The following is a 15,769-nucleotide window of genomic DNA, read 5'->3' as shown; positions in this document are numbered from 1 at the left end:
TACTGACCATAAGGATGTTTCTCGTGAGCAACGCTGATACCTTACGCCAATTACATCAAGACCACTTGAACAACTACAACAATCAAGAGCAACAAGCGATTGAGCTTATGGGGCTACTAAACAAGCTCTATAACAAGCAAGACGTACAAGTGACTTTGTTTGGCGAAACGCTAGACTCTACCTCAGTTGGTCAAATACTTGCTTTACATCAAAAAGTAGCACTACGCGATCATGGCGCCAAGGCTATCGATATCGCTGATACTCTAGCGATGGTAAAAGTTATCTCAGAAAACACTGATATTCAAGCCGCTCGTATTGACGTTGGTCAATTGATTGCTAATGATACTGACTTACAAACCGCTCTACAGTCTATCAACAACGCTGGTGCTGTGAATGGCGCGACGGATGTTGTGCTGTATGGTTTTGGCCGTATCGGTCGTATCTTGACTCGTCTGCTATTGTCACAAGCGTCAAGCGCAAAAGGTCTACAGCTAAAAGCGATCGTTGTACGTCCAGCTGCTGCTGGCGACTTGGCTAAGCGCATCTCATTGCTTGAGCGTGACTCAATCCATGGTAGATTCTTAGGCGGCATCAGCATTGATGATGATAATAACGGCATGATCGTTAATGGTCGTTTTGTACAAGTTATCTATGCCAAAGACCCAAGCGAAATCGACTATACTGCTTATGGTATCGACAACGCTCTTGTTATCGATAACACAGGTATCTGGAAAGACGAAGCGGGCCTTGGTAAGCACTTACAGTCTACTGGCGTGAAAAAAGTGCTACTAACAGCACCTGCTGGCGGCGATATCAAAAACGTCGTTTATGGTGTGAACAATGACACCGTTGGTGACGACACGATCGTTAGTGCTGCTAGCTGTACGACCAATGCGATTACGCCAACGTTGAATGTATTGAATGATGAATACGGTATTGTAAATGGTCATGTAGAGACTATTCACTCATTTACCAATGATCAGAACTTGGTTGATAACTATCATAAAGCAGACCGCCGTGGTCGTAGTGCGGTAATGAACATGGTTATCACCAGTACAGGTGCTGCAAAAGCTGTTGGTAAAGCATTGCCAGAACTAAATGGTAAGCTAACGGGTAACGCTATTCGTGTACCAACACCAAACGTCAGCCTAGCAATTTTGAACGTGAATCTGAAAACTGCTCCAGCAAGCGCTGATGCGTTGAATGAGTTCTTGCGTAAAATGGCTAACAGCAGCACTTGGCAGTCGCAGATTGCATATACGGATTCTACAGAAGCGGTATCAACTGACTTTGTTGGTACGACCCATGTTGGTATTATCGATGCTCAAGCCACTATTTTGACTGACAACCAAGCCATCGTATATGTTTGGTATGACAACGAAGTAGGTTATAGTACTCAGGTATTGCGTTTGGCGACGCAAATGGCAGGAATCAGCTACGCTCAGATTCCAGCATAGATTACTAAATACAGTAGAGCAATAACGTCATACCAAGTATAGTAGCGCTATCGTGTCATAAGAATGGCGCTGTAGCAGATGCTACTTTAAATAGCTTGGTAGGACTTTAACTGTCATACTTAAACACCCGATAGTCCGATTGATTATCGGGTGTTATTGTCATAATGGGCACTAAGTAAAAGTAGTATTTATACAGTGTTTATTTTGACGCAACAACATAGCAAAACCCCAAAATACAACCGTTGGTTGTAACCAGTTTATAGACTGGATTGTGAATTAAGGAACGTAAGATGCGATTTATTGATGAAGCCGTCGTAACGGTAAAAGCAGGTGACGGTGGTAACGGAATCGCCAGTTTTCGCCGAGAGAAGTATGTCCCACGTGGTGGACCTGATGGTGGTGATGGCGGCAAGGGCGGAGATGTATATGTCATTGCAGAAGACAACACCAACACCCTAGTTGACTATCGTTATACGCGTCGTCATGACGCCATGCGTGCTGAGAACGGCCATAGTAGAAACTGTTCAGGTAAAGGGTCTGATGATCTTTATTTGCCAGTACCAGTTGGTACCACGGTAGTTGATACCGAGACAGACGAAGTATTGGGCGATTTGATTGAGATTGGCCAGACACTACTGATTGCCAAAGGTGGCGATGGTGGTCTGGGTAATACCCATTTCAAAAGCTCGACCAACCAAGCACCGCGTAAAGCGACGTCAGGTTTTGAAGGCGAGCTAAAAGTTCTTAAGTTTGAGCTAAAAGTAGTGGCTGATGTTGGTTTGATTGGTTTGCCTAATGCTGGTAAATCGACCTTTATCCGTCAAGTCTCTGCTGCTAGACCAAAAGTGGCTGATTATCCGTTTACCACGCTAGTACCAAACTTGGGTGTGGTCGATATTGGTCGTCATCGTTCATTTGTAATGGCAGATATTCCTGGTCTTATTGAAGGTGCATCAGAAGGTGCAGGACTTGGTATTCGCTTCTTAAAGCATGTTGCGCGTACGCGTCGTCTGCTACACTTAGTTGATGTCAAGCCTGTTGATGGGAGTGATCCAGTCGAGAATGCTCGCGTTATCTTAAACGAGCTTGAGCGTTTTTCTCCTGAATTGGCCAACTTGCCGCAGATTTTGGTATTAAACAAAATCGATCAGGTCAATGATGAAGATTTGAATGCGCTTTGTACTCATATTGTCGCAGAGCTTGGTTGGACTGGTATGGTCTTCCGTACGGCAACGCTAACTGGTGAAGGCGTTGATGCGGTCAAATATCATCTAATGAATGATATCGAACTTGAGCGTGAGCGTGAAATAGAAGATCCTATCTTCGCTGAAGCACAAAAAGAACGTTTTGAGCGTTTAGAAGCTGAAGTACGTCTGAACACTGAAGCACAGCGTGAAGCATATCGTGCGGCTCGTAAAGCAGCACGTGAAGGCTTGGATGCGTCTGATTTTGACGACGATGATGACGATGGCGTTGAGGTAATGTACGTTCCTTAAGCTAGTATGCTTGAGCAGTTATACTTGAATTGTGAATTTAATCCCTACAATCAATTGATATGAAAAAAGGAGTTTATATGGCAGATGACATAGCAAACACGATGGAAGAAGCAAGATTTGTTAAGCAAACTCGCAACTTTGATATTCAGCGCGTTATTGTCAAAATTGGTTCATCACTATTAACCAATAACGGTCGAGGGCTGGATCGTACTGCCATATATGAGTGGGCAAAGCAAATTGCTAAGTTACACAAAAAAGGCGTTGAGGTACTGCTAGTATCATCAGGTGCCGTTGCTGAAGGTGTGGTGCGTATGAACCTTGAGGAACGTCCCAAAAAACTAGCAGCACTACAGGCCTGTGCTTCTATTGGTCAAATGGGGTTGATTGAAACATGGTGGTCAGCTTTGATTCAGCATGGTATTCAAAGCTCGCAGCTTCTGCTAACTCATGATGACTTGTCTAATCGTAGTCGTTATCTCAATACCACTGGTGCGCTGACACAGTTATTAGAGTGGCGCGTACTACCTGTTATTAATGAAAACGATACTATCACGATTGATGAGATTAAATTTGGCGATAACGATACCTTGGGTGCGATGGCAGCCGCGATGGTTAATGCTGATTTGTACATTATTTTAACCGATCAAGAAGGTGTCTTCACTGATAACCCACGTGATAATCCTGATGCCAAGATGATTCGCCAAGAACGTGCAATGGCTGATTATTTATTTGATATTGCAGGAGACGGCGGTAAGCTTGGACGCGGTGGTATGTTGACCAAAATCCGTGCTGGACGCCTTGCGGCAATGGGTGGCTGTCCTACCGTTATCGTTAGCGGTGCTATCGATGACGTTATTACTCGTGTGGTATCAGGCGAAGCTGTAGGTACGTTACTGACGACTAATGACGAAGATAAAATCATCGCGCGTAAACAATGGCTAGCTGCGCATCTACGTATGTCAGGTAGCTTGGTCGTCGATGCAGGTGCTGCAAGAGCATTGACTGAGCACAATAGAAGTTTATTGCCAGTGGGTGTTGTAGAAGTGCAGGGCGGATTTGATGAAGGTGATGTGGTAGAAATCATTCATCAAGATACTGGCGAACGCATAGCCGTTGGGCAGGTAAACTTTTCATCGAATGATGCGCGCCGCGTCGCTCGTGAGCGTACCGAACAGTTCGATAAGATCTTTGGCAGTAGCGAAGAACGTGTCGTCATGGTACATCGCGACAACCTTGCATTAACTGTATAGCGCTTTCATATAACCTTTTTTATTCAACTTATTTTATCCAGCACAATATCCATTTATAAATATGGATATTATGCTGTTTTGGAGATTTGTACATGAGTGCTTCAGACGGTAGTAACTCGGTTCAGCAACAGTTTGCACCTTTAAAAAATGATAGATTGCTACGTGCATTACGTTTTGAGCCCATCGATACCACACCGGTATGGATGATGCGCCAAGCTGGTCGCTATTTGCCAGAATATAAGGCCACTCGTGCTGAAGCGGGTGACTTTATGAGCCTGTGCAAAGATACAGACCGTGCTACTGAAGTGACTCTACAGCCATTGCGTCGCTATGACTTAGATGCTGCTATTTTATTTAGTGATATTCTAACTATCCCTGATGCGATGGGATTGGGCTTGTATTTCGAAACAGGTGAAGGCCCTAAGTTCAAACATCCTATTCGTGAGCAGGCTGATCTTGATAGATTGCCAGTGCTTGAGCCAAACGACTCTCTAGACTATGTCATGCGTGCCGTAACCAGTATTCGTAAAGCATTGAATGGACAAGTTCCATTATTTGGTTTTTCTGGTAGTCCATGGACGTTGGCTACTTATATGATAGAAGGCGGTAGCTCGAAAGATTATCGTTATACCAAAGGCTTTTTGTATAGTAACCCTGATTTTTTACATCAGTTACTAGACAAGCTTGCAACGTCAGTTATTGACTATTTAGATGCCCAAATCGTCGCTGGCGCTCAAATTGTACAGATATTCGATAGTTGGGGCGGAGCGTTAGGTCATCGTCAATTTATCGAATTTTCACACATTTATAATAAACGTATTGTCGCCGAACTAAAGGAACGTCATCCACAAGTGCCTGTAGTGCTATTCACTAAAGGTGGTGGGTTATGGCTTGATATTCAGGCTGACAGCGAAGCAGATGTCTTAGGTCTAGACTGGACGATGCCGATTGATCGTGCACGTCAAGTATTGACTGAAAGTCAGCGTCAATTGACCAAAAAGCATAAAAAACTGCAGAGCAGCAAAGCTATCCAAGGTAACTTAGACCCAGCGACGTTATACGGCTCGCCTGCGACTATCCGCTCTGAAGTCAATGCGATGCTTGACCGTGCTTATGCTGATGGTGAAAAGACTGGTTACATAGCAAACTTAGGTCATGGTATCACCCAGTGGGTCAACCCTGACAATGCCAAAGTGTTTGTGGATGCAGTACACGATTATAAAATTTAAGAGTCAGAATATTTAGAGAGTGATTCTGTATTTGTTCGCACTTGTGGAACTGTATAATTTATATAATTGCATGAGTTATAAGCAAATATAGAATCTATCAGTGCATATTTAGTATTTACCAAGAAAAGGGTGTTTTATGATTTCAGCAGCGATCGTCGGTGGTACAGGCTATACGGGTATTGAGCTCATTCGCTTATTATCTGCTCATCCTGAGGTTTCTATTGATTTATTAACTTCTCGTAGCGAAGCTGGCACTCGTGCTGATGAAATCTTCCCGAGCTTACGTGGTGTGTCTGATATCGTTTTTAGCGACTTGGGTGATAATACGCTTGCTGCATTGCAAAAATGCGATGTTGTGTTTTTTGCGACGCCACATGGCGTAGCAATGAAGCAAGCTGAAGCGCTTACTCAAGCTGGTGTCAAGGTCATCGATTTGGCTGCTGATTTTCGTTTGCAGTCACTGACTGACTTTGAGCACTGGTACAAGCAGTCACATGCTTGCCCTGAATTGTTGAAAACAGCAGTCTACGGTCTACCAGAAATCAATCGTGACAAGCTTGCGAATGCGTTACTAGTAGGCAACCCAGGTTGTTATCCAACTACTGCAATCTTGGGTCTAAAACCAATTATTGAAGCCCAGAATAAGCAAGCAGAGCGTTTGATCGAGTCTCGTATTGTTATCGATGCAAAATCTGGTGTATCTGGCGCAGGTCGTCAAGCATCGCTTGCACTTAACTATGCTGAGACAACAGATAGCTTTAAGGCTTATAGCGTCGAAGGCCATCGTCATTTACCAGAGATTGAGCAGGGTGTTGCACAGTTACTAGATAGTCAGTTCGCGCATCGCATTCGCTTTTTGCCGCATTTGGTACCGATGATTCGTGGCATGCTAAGCTCTATTCATATGGGGCTGACTGACGCAGGTGCTGCTATCGATTGGCAGCAAGCATTTGAAAATAGCTATGCGTCAGAGTTGTTTGTTGATGTCATGCCAAAGGGGCTTTATCCCGATACGCGCAGTGTTCGCGCTAGTAACCGTCTACGCATTGCGGTACATCAGGATAATGAGCGCGCTGAGCTAACGGTCATCGTCGTTCAAGATAACTTAGTCAAAGGTGCTGCTGGGCAGGCTGTGCAAAACATGAACGTAATGTTCGGTTTTGATGAGTCAATGGGGCTGAACTTTGCACCGATTGTTCCTTAATATCAACGACTTCATATTCCAATCATTCACATTTACGGTGCTAGGTATTGATTATAAATTCGGCTATAATGACTTGCCCTTACCCTTAAGAGATACTGTCTAAATGCGTGTTCCGCTCGTACTACGCTTTTGCTCACAGCCAGCACGTCTATCGTGTAAAAACTCGGTTATACCTAGCTTGGAGCGCAAACAGCATTCCTTTAGAAATAATAATGTCCCTATAAGTGGTATCGATAGCTCACAACGCGGCGCTTCTACATTGGTATTGGCACTATTTGTTGTAGCCGTATTAGTGACAGCGGTGGTTGGACTGGTATTCGGTCATAAGCTTGGTTACCAACGTGGCCTTCATTCGATGGAAACAGAAGCCAAGCAAGCAATCATCGATAGCACTGAAGCGACACAAGCACTAGAAGATTTGCGCCTGAGCAATAAGATAGCCACCAACCAAGCGGCAACTGCCAAACAAGAACTGGCCATCAGTTTGGCTAATTTAAAAGAACTGCGTGAAAGCCAGCAAGAATTAACAGTAGAAAATAAGCAAGTATCACAGCTTAACGAGTTATATTCAGATGTCATCCGTAAGAAAGGTGGTATGCCTTTACAGGTATTAGGTGCCAAAATTTCGCCATTACCTGAAAATGCTTTTGAGTATGGTTTTGATATTGGGATGCTCAGCAGCGATGGTCAAGCCAAACGCTTGAGGCCTGTATTGATGCTACTTAATAATGATGACCTTGTAGAGGTGCCACTTGACCCTGCATACCATATGATCGAAGGTATCGTTCGGATACGTGGTCGCTTTGTAATGCCATCAGGCTTTAGACCATTACAAGCCAAACTGACTTTGCAAGCTGGTGGTCAGAAAGTAGAGCAGTTGTATGACTGGAAGCTCGGTGATAGTGTGGATAACATGCTACCATCGCTTTTAGATTTACCAGAAGTTGATGAAAGTCCTATCGTACCTTAATTACCTCATATTTTAATGAAATACTCAGTGACGATGCTGTGGTTGAAATCGAAGCACAATAGCCCTAATTAGTGGTTGTGCTTTATACCATGCCTCATCGCCTGCCTTAATAACCTCTTCTATCTTAAACTTACCTTATAATTATATTTTGATTATGATGAAAAAAATGATATCACAAGCCACGCCAACGGTTGCTGATTGGCACTTTCCCAATATGCCTGCTCATCGTGCACAAGACGGTGATACCGATGGTGAAACGTCACCGCAAGCAGATGTGTTGGTTGCAGAGCCTGAAGTAGCCAAACCGCCTATGTATGCGGTCGTTATGTACAATGACAATTACACGCCGATGGAGTTTGTTGTATACATATTGCAGTCAGAATTTCGTCATAGTATGGATTCTGCGGTCGAGATTATGCTGACTATTCATAATAGCAGCAAAGGTATTGCTGGCATTTATCCTAAAGATATCGCCGAGACTAAGGCCAAAAAAGTAAATAGTCTGGCACATCGTGAAGGTTATCCGCTATTGACCCAAATCGAACCGCATCAAGGCGAGTAGAGCAATTTATTAATTTCTTATACTGATATATGGCTCTACCAAAGCTTTACCTACTATTCTCTATTTCTAAGTAATCCATATCAAAGCTCACCTTTATAGTGAGCTTTTTTGACTTTTCAGTCACTCCTCTTATATATGAACTTTGCCTCTTAAAATAGTTTTATTATCCATATAGTATTGATTTCTATAGCAAATAACCCTATCTATTAAACAGTCCTATTCAATAGTATTAGACTAAGTATCTCAGTTAAACTTGCTAAAACCACGTCATTACTAGCTTCGAAAATATCAATCTCTCTTTCTATCTAATCAGTTTTTCAACATTTAATATTCGTTATTAAGGTTGTCGCTACTAGCTTGTAGCACGCTTTGATACATTTTAGTCTGTGTTAATAGATTGACTCCGTCGAAGTATCGTGTTGATATAAAGAAAAGCGGCCATGGATAGTTGTGATTACTGTTGGCTGATAGAGAGATTATAGTATTTAGTAAATAGTCTACCGCTCACCTCATTTATTCATGACTTCTAATAATACGAATATAGCCCTTGAACAATTCATCTACCGCCCTGATTTACTTACTAACTCATTCATAAAACTATCAATTATAAAGATAGATATAACCGTAGGAAGTTGTTATGTTAAGTCGTCATCTTGAAGTTTCTCTACGTTTAGCAATGACGCTTGCGCGCCAAAAATCGCATGAGTATCTCACTGTTGAACACTTGCTTTTGGCCTTATTAGAAAACACTCATGCTGCCAATACGTTGACTGCTTGTAATGCTAATGTCTCGGCGTTGCGTACTGAGCTTGAGATTTATATTAATAAACACACGCCAACTATCGATGCTGATACAGAACAGTCACCGCAGCCGACTCAAAGCTTTGATCGTATTTTGCAACGTGCTATTTTTCACGTGCAATCGATCGGTGGTGGTCGCTTGGTAGAAGGGTCTGATATTTTGGTCTCTATGTTTTCAGAACATGATACCTATGCTGTCTACTTGCTTAAAAAACAAGGCATCAGTCGCCTTGAGCTAACCCAGTATTTATCACACGGCCAAGATAAAGAAGAGCCATCTGAATCACGCGGTTCTGCAGGTACTGAGCGTCGTAGTGCTTCTGAAAAGACTAGCAAAGACCCATTGGTTGAATTTGCAACCAATCTAAACCAGCGAGCTGCCGAAGGTAAAACAGATCCTTTGATTGGCCGTGCCTCTGAGATTGAACGTGCTGCCCAAGTACTGTGTCGTCGTCGTAAAAATAACCCATTGCTAGTAGGTGAGCCTGGCGTAGGTAAAACCTCTATTGCTGAAGGTTTAGCATGGTTAATCATTAACGATAAAGCACCGAAACCGCTTAATGGTTGCGTGATTTATAGCCTTGATATTGGTTCACTAATTGCGGGAACTAAGTATCGCGGTGACTTTGAAAAACGCATGAAATCATTGCTTGATGCGCTAAAGAAAAAACCAAATGCTATTCTTTTTATCGATGAAATTCATATGATTATTGGTGCTGGTTCATCTATGAGCAGCAATATGGACGTATCGAACCTTATCAAGCCAGCGCTTGCTAACGGTGAGCTGCGTTGTATTGGTTCAACAACCTTTACTGAATATCGTCAAGTATTTGAAAAAGACCATGCATTGTCGCGTCGTTTCCAAAAAATTGATGTTAAAGAACCAAGCGTGGATGACACCATCGATATCCTGCGTGGTCTAAAACCTCGTTATGAAGAATTCCATAATGTTGAGTATACGGATGAAGCGTTGGTCACAGCTGTACAGTTATCAGCCAAACATATTCATGAGCGTTTTTTACCTGACAAAGCCATTGACGTAATTGACGAAGCAGGTGCGTATAAGCGCTTAGGCGTGGTGCCTGATGTCGATGATATCGAAGCGGAAGAAAGTTTCATTGCTGATTTAGAGCAGGATTTTGATGCGCAGATTGATGCTGATATCGAAGGTATCGATGGTGATACAGATAATGAAATGCAGGATGAAGCAGCGACTGCGAAAGCAAGCGATAGTGCTAAATCGGCAGATGGTGTGAAATTGTCAAAAGGTCAAAAGCCACCGATGAAAATCGATGTGGCTGATATCGAAGCTATTATTGCTAAACTGGCACGTATTCCACCCAAATCTGTATCGAGTGATGACAAGAGTATCCTTGAGCACCTAGATCGAGACCTTAAGCACTTGGTGTTTGGTCAAGATGAGGCGATTGCTACGTTGGCTGATGCTATCAAGCTATCACGTGCAGGATTAAAAGCACCTGATAAACCAATCGGTTCATTTATGTTTGCAGGTCCAACTGGTGTGGGTAAAACAGAAGTATCGCGTCAGTTAGCCAATCTGTTAGGTGTAGAATTGGTACGCTTTGATATGTCAGAGTATATGGAAGCGCACACGGCATCACGTTTGATTGGCGCGCCTCCAGGTTATGTTGGCTATGATCAAGGCGGCTTACTCACCGAAAAAATCAATCAGCATCCACATTGCGTGTTGTTGCTTGATGAGATTGAAAAGGCGCATCCAGATGTGTTCAACTTGTTACTACAAGTGATGGATCACGGGACGTTAACCGATAACAATGGTCGTGTGGCTATCTTTAAGCAAGTCATCGTTATTATGACAACGAACGTTGGTGCTGATAGTATCAGTCGCTCGTCAATGGGCTTTACTCAACAAGACCATAGCCGTGATAATACAGAGTCGCTGAAACGTGTCTTTACGCCAGAGTTTCGTAATCGTTTAGACGCCATTATTCAGTTCAACCCTCTAGATACATCAGTTGTTGTATCGGTTGTCGATAAGTTCTTAGTTGAATTACAAGTACAGCTTGATGATAAGCAAGTGACATTAGAGATTGATGATGATGTACGTGATTACCTAGCAGATAAAGGCTATGACCGTCTAATGGGTGCACGTCCGATGCAACGTCTGATTCAAGATGAAATCAAAAAACCATTGGCAAGTATGATTTTGTTTGGTGATTTGGTAAATGGCGGGGTAGTACACCTGACCTTAGAGCCTGAAGTCGATGACTCTCAAGAGAGTGACACGATGAAGCTCGATAAGGTATCAGACAAAGGCTCAGCTGATAGTCGTATTATTCTGACAGTCGTTGAAACTCATGAGCCACATCCTGATTCTGAGTCTCTTGCTAGCTAAGTTGTTTAATATTGATGTCATAAAAACGGCTACCGTATTACTGCGGTAGCCGTTTTTTTATTGCTATAATTCATCAACAAAGAGCACATCATTTTTTGTTAGTATGATTATTTACAGTAAGCTGGCTTTAACGAAGCTATGGAACTTATAACATGATAACAAGTATAAAAAGGACACACTATGGAACTGTTTGATGAACCGAAAACCAAGACTCCAGAACAAAAACAAGCGATTTTAGACAATGTCCGTTTACCAGAAGACTGGAAAACAGCATTAGCAGATGAATTAACGTCTGAGAATATGGACAATCTACGCGCTTTTTTAAAAGAGGCCTATCAGTCGGATGATAGTATCTATCCGCCTGCACCATTGATGTTCAATGCGCTTAACCTCACGCCGTTATCGCAAGTCAAAGTGGTAATCTTGGGCCAAGATCCTTACCATCGTCCAGGTCAGGCTATGGGGTTATCATTTTCTGTTCCTAAAGCCATTCCTAAGCCACCATCGTTAAATAATTTGCTCAAAGAAATGGCAGATGACATTGGCATTCGGCCTTCAGCGCATGGCGATTTGACATACTGGGCACAGCAAGGCGTTCTACTACTCAATAGCTCACTGACTGTACGAGAAGGCGAGCCAAACAGTCATCAAAATAAAGGCTGGGAGCAGTTTACTGATGCTGTCATCGATGCCGTTAATGAACAGACAAAGCATACCGTATTTATTTTGTGGGGTAGTAAAGCCCAAAAGAAAGGTAAGTATATCGACACGGATAAGCATTTGATTCTGACAGCGGTACATCCATCACCACTGGCGGCAAACCGTGGCGGTTTCTTTGGCACTAAACCTTTTTCTAAAACAAATGACTACTTGGTGCAGTATGGCCAAACTCCAATTGACTGGCAATTACCACAATAAATGCAAAATATACAGAATATAAGCTTAATGCCGTACCAACCTTTAAATATACAGGCCAGCACCTTTTGGTCAGTTGAAGATATTAAATGGATGCGAGAGGCAATTGAACTTGCTAAGCAAGGTGCTGAACGAGGAGAGGTGCCGGTAGGTGCGGTATTGGTACATGATCAGCAGATTATCGGTGAAGGGTTTAATCAACCTATTAGTAGCCATGATGCTACTGCTCATGCAGAGATAGTTGCATTGAGAGACGCCTGTACGCGTTTAGAAAACTATCGACTGCCGCTACAGACTACTCTATATGTCACTTTAGAGCCTTGTACAATGTGTATCGGTGCATTAATCCATGCGCGTGTAAACAAGTTGGTGTACGCAGCGAGTGAACCGCGTGCTGGGATGGTTGGTAGTCAAATGGACTTATCATTACAACCTTTCTATAATCACAGTATTCAAGCCTATAGTGGGTTATGCAGCGAGCATAGCAGTCAAATACTCAAGACGTTTTTTCGTGAGCGTAGGCAAGCGGCGAAAAAGAATAGAGCCACTATGTAAACTCAAAATACTAATAAACAAGATATCAGTCTTGGTGCTAGTGGTCACGATGATTTTTTGCTATAATATTGCCCTATTTGATAGCACCCATCTTAATAGGCTATTAAAGACTTAACATACAAATAAATATTGTTTTATTAATAACATACGATAAGCGATATAAGTAACGCATATTATTGAGTAAGTATTATGACTAGTTCTACACCTGATAATGTTTTACTCAATACAGAGAATAGCCACACCTCATTAGTGCGCTATCCTGTTATTTGTATCGATGGTCCTAGTGGCGCTGGTAAAGGCACTGTTACATGGCGTCTGGCACAAGTACTGGGTTATCAGTTGTTAGACTCTGGTGCGCTTTATAGAATTGTTGGGCTAAAAGCCTTTGAAGCGGGTATAATCAGCGCAGATGCTAGCCAACCAATTGACGAAGATGCTGTATTAGCATTGACTGAGAGCTTGGAGATAGCGTTTGTACCGAACAATGACTCAGGGCGTGTAGATATCATTGTTAATGGACAAGCAGTAGGTGAGCAAGTACGCAATGAAACGGTCGGAGGCTATGCATCACAAATAGCTGTCTTTCCACAGGTTCGCCAAGCATTGCTAAAGCTACAACAAGATATGGCCACTCGTTCAGGTTTGGTTGCTGATGGTCGCGATATGGGTACGGTTGTTTTCCCAGATGCTGATGTTAAGGTGTTTTTGACGGCCAGTGCTGAAGCACGTGCAGAGCGCCGTGTGACTCAGTTGTTGAACGCTGGTCAAACAGCAGATTTTGAGGCGATTTTAGCGACAATAAAAGAGCGTGATGACCGTGATGAAAATCGTAGTACAGCGCCATCGAAGCCTGCGGCAGATGCTTTATTGCTTGATAGTTCAGCGCTTGACGCTGATGCAGTATATGAGCAGGTCAAAAAGCATTGCCAAGATAAAGGTGTGTTTTTCACTAGTTAGTTATTTAATAGCTAGTAAAAACAACATATTAAGTACTAAAAAGTTTCCTATTAATCATTGTTTTAGTATAAAATAATACGGTTAAGTGAAATTTTATTGAAGCAGTAAGAAAAACCTATTTTGTTTAGGGTATTGCATTCGATATAAGACAGTTGTTGTTAGTCAGTTTTAATTACGATGAGCTCGCTATCAACAAACGTTTTTTTATATGATTGCATGGGATATAAAACCAGTATTTCGTTCTATACAATCATAAATTTGATCCGTACTGTGCTGGACAGGATACGGCTATACAAAGGTAGACATAATGGAATCATTTGCTGAACTATTTGAAGCGAGCATTGAAGAGCAGGGCCTAGATATCGAGCGTGGCTCGGTTATTACAGGTGCTGTTGTGGCCATCGATAGCGATTGGATCACAGTAGATACTGGTCTTAAATCTGAAGGTATCGTCGCTCGTGAAGAGTTTTTAAGCGAAGAAGGCGAACTTGAAGTTGAAGTTGGCGATAGCGTTGATGTCGTAGTTGAAGCGGTTGATAACGGCATGGGTCAAACCTTGCTGTCACGTGAGAAAGCTAAACGTGTTGAAACTTGGAACTTCCTTGAAAAAATCGCTGATAACGATGAAATCGTTAAAGGTATTATCTCAAGCAAAGTTAAAGGCGGTTTCACTGTAGATATCGGTTCAGTACGCGCGTTCTTACCAGGTTCATTGGTAGATGTACGTCCTATCCGTGATACAACGCATCTTGAAGGCAAAGAGCTAGAATTCAAAGTCATCAAACTTGACCAGAAGCGCAACAACGTTGTTGTTAGCCGTCGTGCAGTTATGGAAGCTGAAAACTCAGCTGAGCGCGAAGAGCTATTGAACAAGCTTGAAGAAGGCATCGAGATCGAAGGTATCGTTAAGAACCTTACTGATTACGGCGCGTTCGTTGATCTAGGTGGTATCGATGGTCTATTGCACATCACTGACATGGCATGGCGTCGTATCAAGCATCCATCTGAAGTTGTTGAAGTTGGCCAAGATCTAAAAGTTAAAGTATTGAAGTTTGACCGTGAACGCAACCGCGTTAGCCTAGGTCTAAAACAACTTGGTACTGATCCTTGGGATAACGTTGGCGGCACTTACCCAGTAGGTAGTGTTGTAAAAGCTCGCGTAACCAACTTGACTGACTATGGTTGTTTCGCTGAGATTTCTGAAGGTATTGAAGGTCTAGTACACGTATCAGAAATGGATCATACCAACAAAAACATCCACCCATCTAAAGTAGTTCAAGTGGGCGATGAAGTTGAAGTAATGATTCTTGATATCGATGAAGAACGTCGTCGTATTAGCCTAGGTATCAAGCAAACTCTAGCTAATCCATGGGATGAGTTTGATAAGAAACATGAGCGCGGTGATAAAATCACTGGTACTATCAAATCAATCACTGACTTCGGTATCTTTATCGGTCTAGACGGTGGTATTGATGGTCTTGTTCATCTATCTGATATCTCTTGGAACGAAACTGGCGAAGATGCTATCCGTAACTACAATAAAGGTGACACCGTTGAAGCAATGGTATTGTCTGTAGATGCAGAAGCTAACCGTATCAGCCTAGGTGTTAAGCAGTTAAGCTCTGATCCATTCAACGAATACCTAGTCAACAATGACCGTGGTGCTATCGTTAATGGTAAAGTAAAAGAAGTAGACGCTAAAGGTGCTACTATCGAACTTGCTGACGAAGTTGAAGCTTATCTACGTGCTTCTGAAATCCAACGTGACCGCGTTGAAGATGCAACTAAGCATCTGACTGTTGGTGATGACGTTGAAGCGAAAATCATCAGTGTTGATCGTAAAACACGCAACATCAACTTGTCTATCAAAGCGAAAGACGAAGCTGAAGAGCGTCAAGCGATTAAAGATCTTGGTAGCACGAACACTGCTGCTGCTCCAGGTTCTGATGCACAGCCAAAAACTATTGGTGATTTGATCAAAGAGCAAATGCAATAA

Annotated in this window: 12 protein-coding genes; all 12 read left to right on the top strand. The window is 42.6% G+C overall.

The genetic code is table 11. The annotated features are described in order from the left end of the window. The first annotated feature begins 14 nt into the window (after positions 1-14). The 12 genes from ACTXGF_RS23310 (at position 15) to rpsA (ending at position 15,769) form a co-directional block, all read left to right on the top strand. The gene (locus ACTXGF_RS23310; RefSeq protein WP_443532493.1) at positions 15-1,457 is read left to right on the top strand and encodes a glyceraldehyde-3-phosphate dehydrogenase; all 1,443 of its coding nucleotides are present in this window, start codon (positions 15-17) and stop codon (positions 1,455-1,457) included. 290 nt (positions 1,458-1,747) lie between these two features. Continuing rightward, entirely contained in the window at positions 1,748-2,953 is a 1,206-nt protein-coding gene (gene cgtA, locus ACTXGF_RS23305) for an Obg family GTPase CgtA (protein WP_057759175.1), read from the top strand. Between the two features lie 77 nt (positions 2,954-3,030). After that, the gene (proB, locus tag ACTXGF_RS23300) at positions 3,031-4,203 is read left to right on the top strand and encodes a glutamate 5-kinase (RefSeq protein ID WP_057759177.1); all 1,173 of its coding nucleotides are present in this window, start codon (positions 3,031-3,033) and stop codon (positions 4,201-4,203) included. A gap of 92 nt (positions 4,204-4,295) precedes the next feature. Beyond that, the gene (gene hemE, locus ACTXGF_RS23295) at positions 4,296-5,432 is read left to right on the top strand and encodes a uroporphyrinogen decarboxylase (protein ID WP_191114928.1); all 1,137 of its coding nucleotides are present in this window, start codon (positions 4,296-4,298) and stop codon (positions 5,430-5,432) included. Between the two features lie 136 nt (positions 5,433-5,568). Beyond that, positions 5,569-6,636 (top strand): N-acetyl-gamma-glutamyl-phosphate reductase, encoded by a 1,068-nt coding sequence (gene argC / locus ACTXGF_RS23290; RefSeq protein ID WP_443532495.1) that lies wholly within the window; start codon positions 5,569-5,571, stop codon positions 6,634-6,636. Positions 6,637-6,739: 103 nt separating this feature from the next. Next, positions 6,740-7,606, top strand: a complete 867-nt coding sequence (locus tag ACTXGF_RS23285) for a hypothetical protein (protein WP_443532497.1) — start codon at positions 6,740-6,742, stop codon at positions 7,604-7,606. A 166-nt stretch (positions 7,607-7,772) separates the two neighbouring features. Continuing rightward, entirely contained in the window at positions 7,773-8,168 is a 396-nt protein-coding gene (locus ACTXGF_RS23280) for an ATP-dependent Clp protease adaptor ClpS (RefSeq protein ID WP_101206289.1), read from the top strand. 637 nt (positions 8,169-8,805) lie between these two features. Then, positions 8,806-11,346, top strand: coding sequence for an AAA family ATPase (locus ACTXGF_RS23275; protein WP_443532499.1), 2,541 nt, complete (start codon positions 8,806-8,808; stop codon positions 11,344-11,346). Positions 11,347-11,526: 180 nt separating this feature from the next. Then, complete coding sequence (locus tag ACTXGF_RS23270) at positions 11,527-12,264, top strand: uracil-DNA glycosylase (RefSeq protein ID WP_102094432.1); 738 nt, start codon at positions 11,527-11,529, stop codon at positions 12,262-12,264. 27 nt (positions 12,265-12,291) lie between these two features. Continuing rightward, the gene (tadA, locus tag ACTXGF_RS23265; RefSeq protein ID WP_443532501.1) at positions 12,292-12,816 is read left to right on the top strand and encodes a tRNA adenosine(34) deaminase TadA; all 525 of its coding nucleotides are present in this window, start codon (positions 12,292-12,294) and stop codon (positions 12,814-12,816) included. 189 nt (positions 12,817-13,005) lie between these two features. After that, on the top strand, positions 13,006-13,773 hold the full coding sequence (gene cmk, locus ACTXGF_RS23260; RefSeq protein ID WP_443532503.1) for a (d)CMP kinase: 768 nt from the start codon (positions 13,006-13,008) through the stop codon (positions 13,771-13,773). Positions 13,774-14,080: 307 nt separating this feature from the next. Beyond that, the gene (rpsA, locus tag ACTXGF_RS23255; RefSeq protein WP_443532505.1) at positions 14,081-15,769 is read left to right on the top strand and encodes a 30S ribosomal protein S1; all 1,689 of its coding nucleotides are present in this window, start codon (positions 14,081-14,083) and stop codon (positions 15,767-15,769) included.

It is taken from the genome of Psychrobacter sp. 1Y6, from assembly GCF_052258385.2.
Lineage (GTDB): Bacteria > Pseudomonadota > Gammaproteobacteria > Pseudomonadales > Moraxellaceae > Psychrobacter.
The sequence above is the reverse complement of the archived record's forward strand: the minus strand, read 5'-3'. Positions and strand labels throughout refer to the sequence as shown.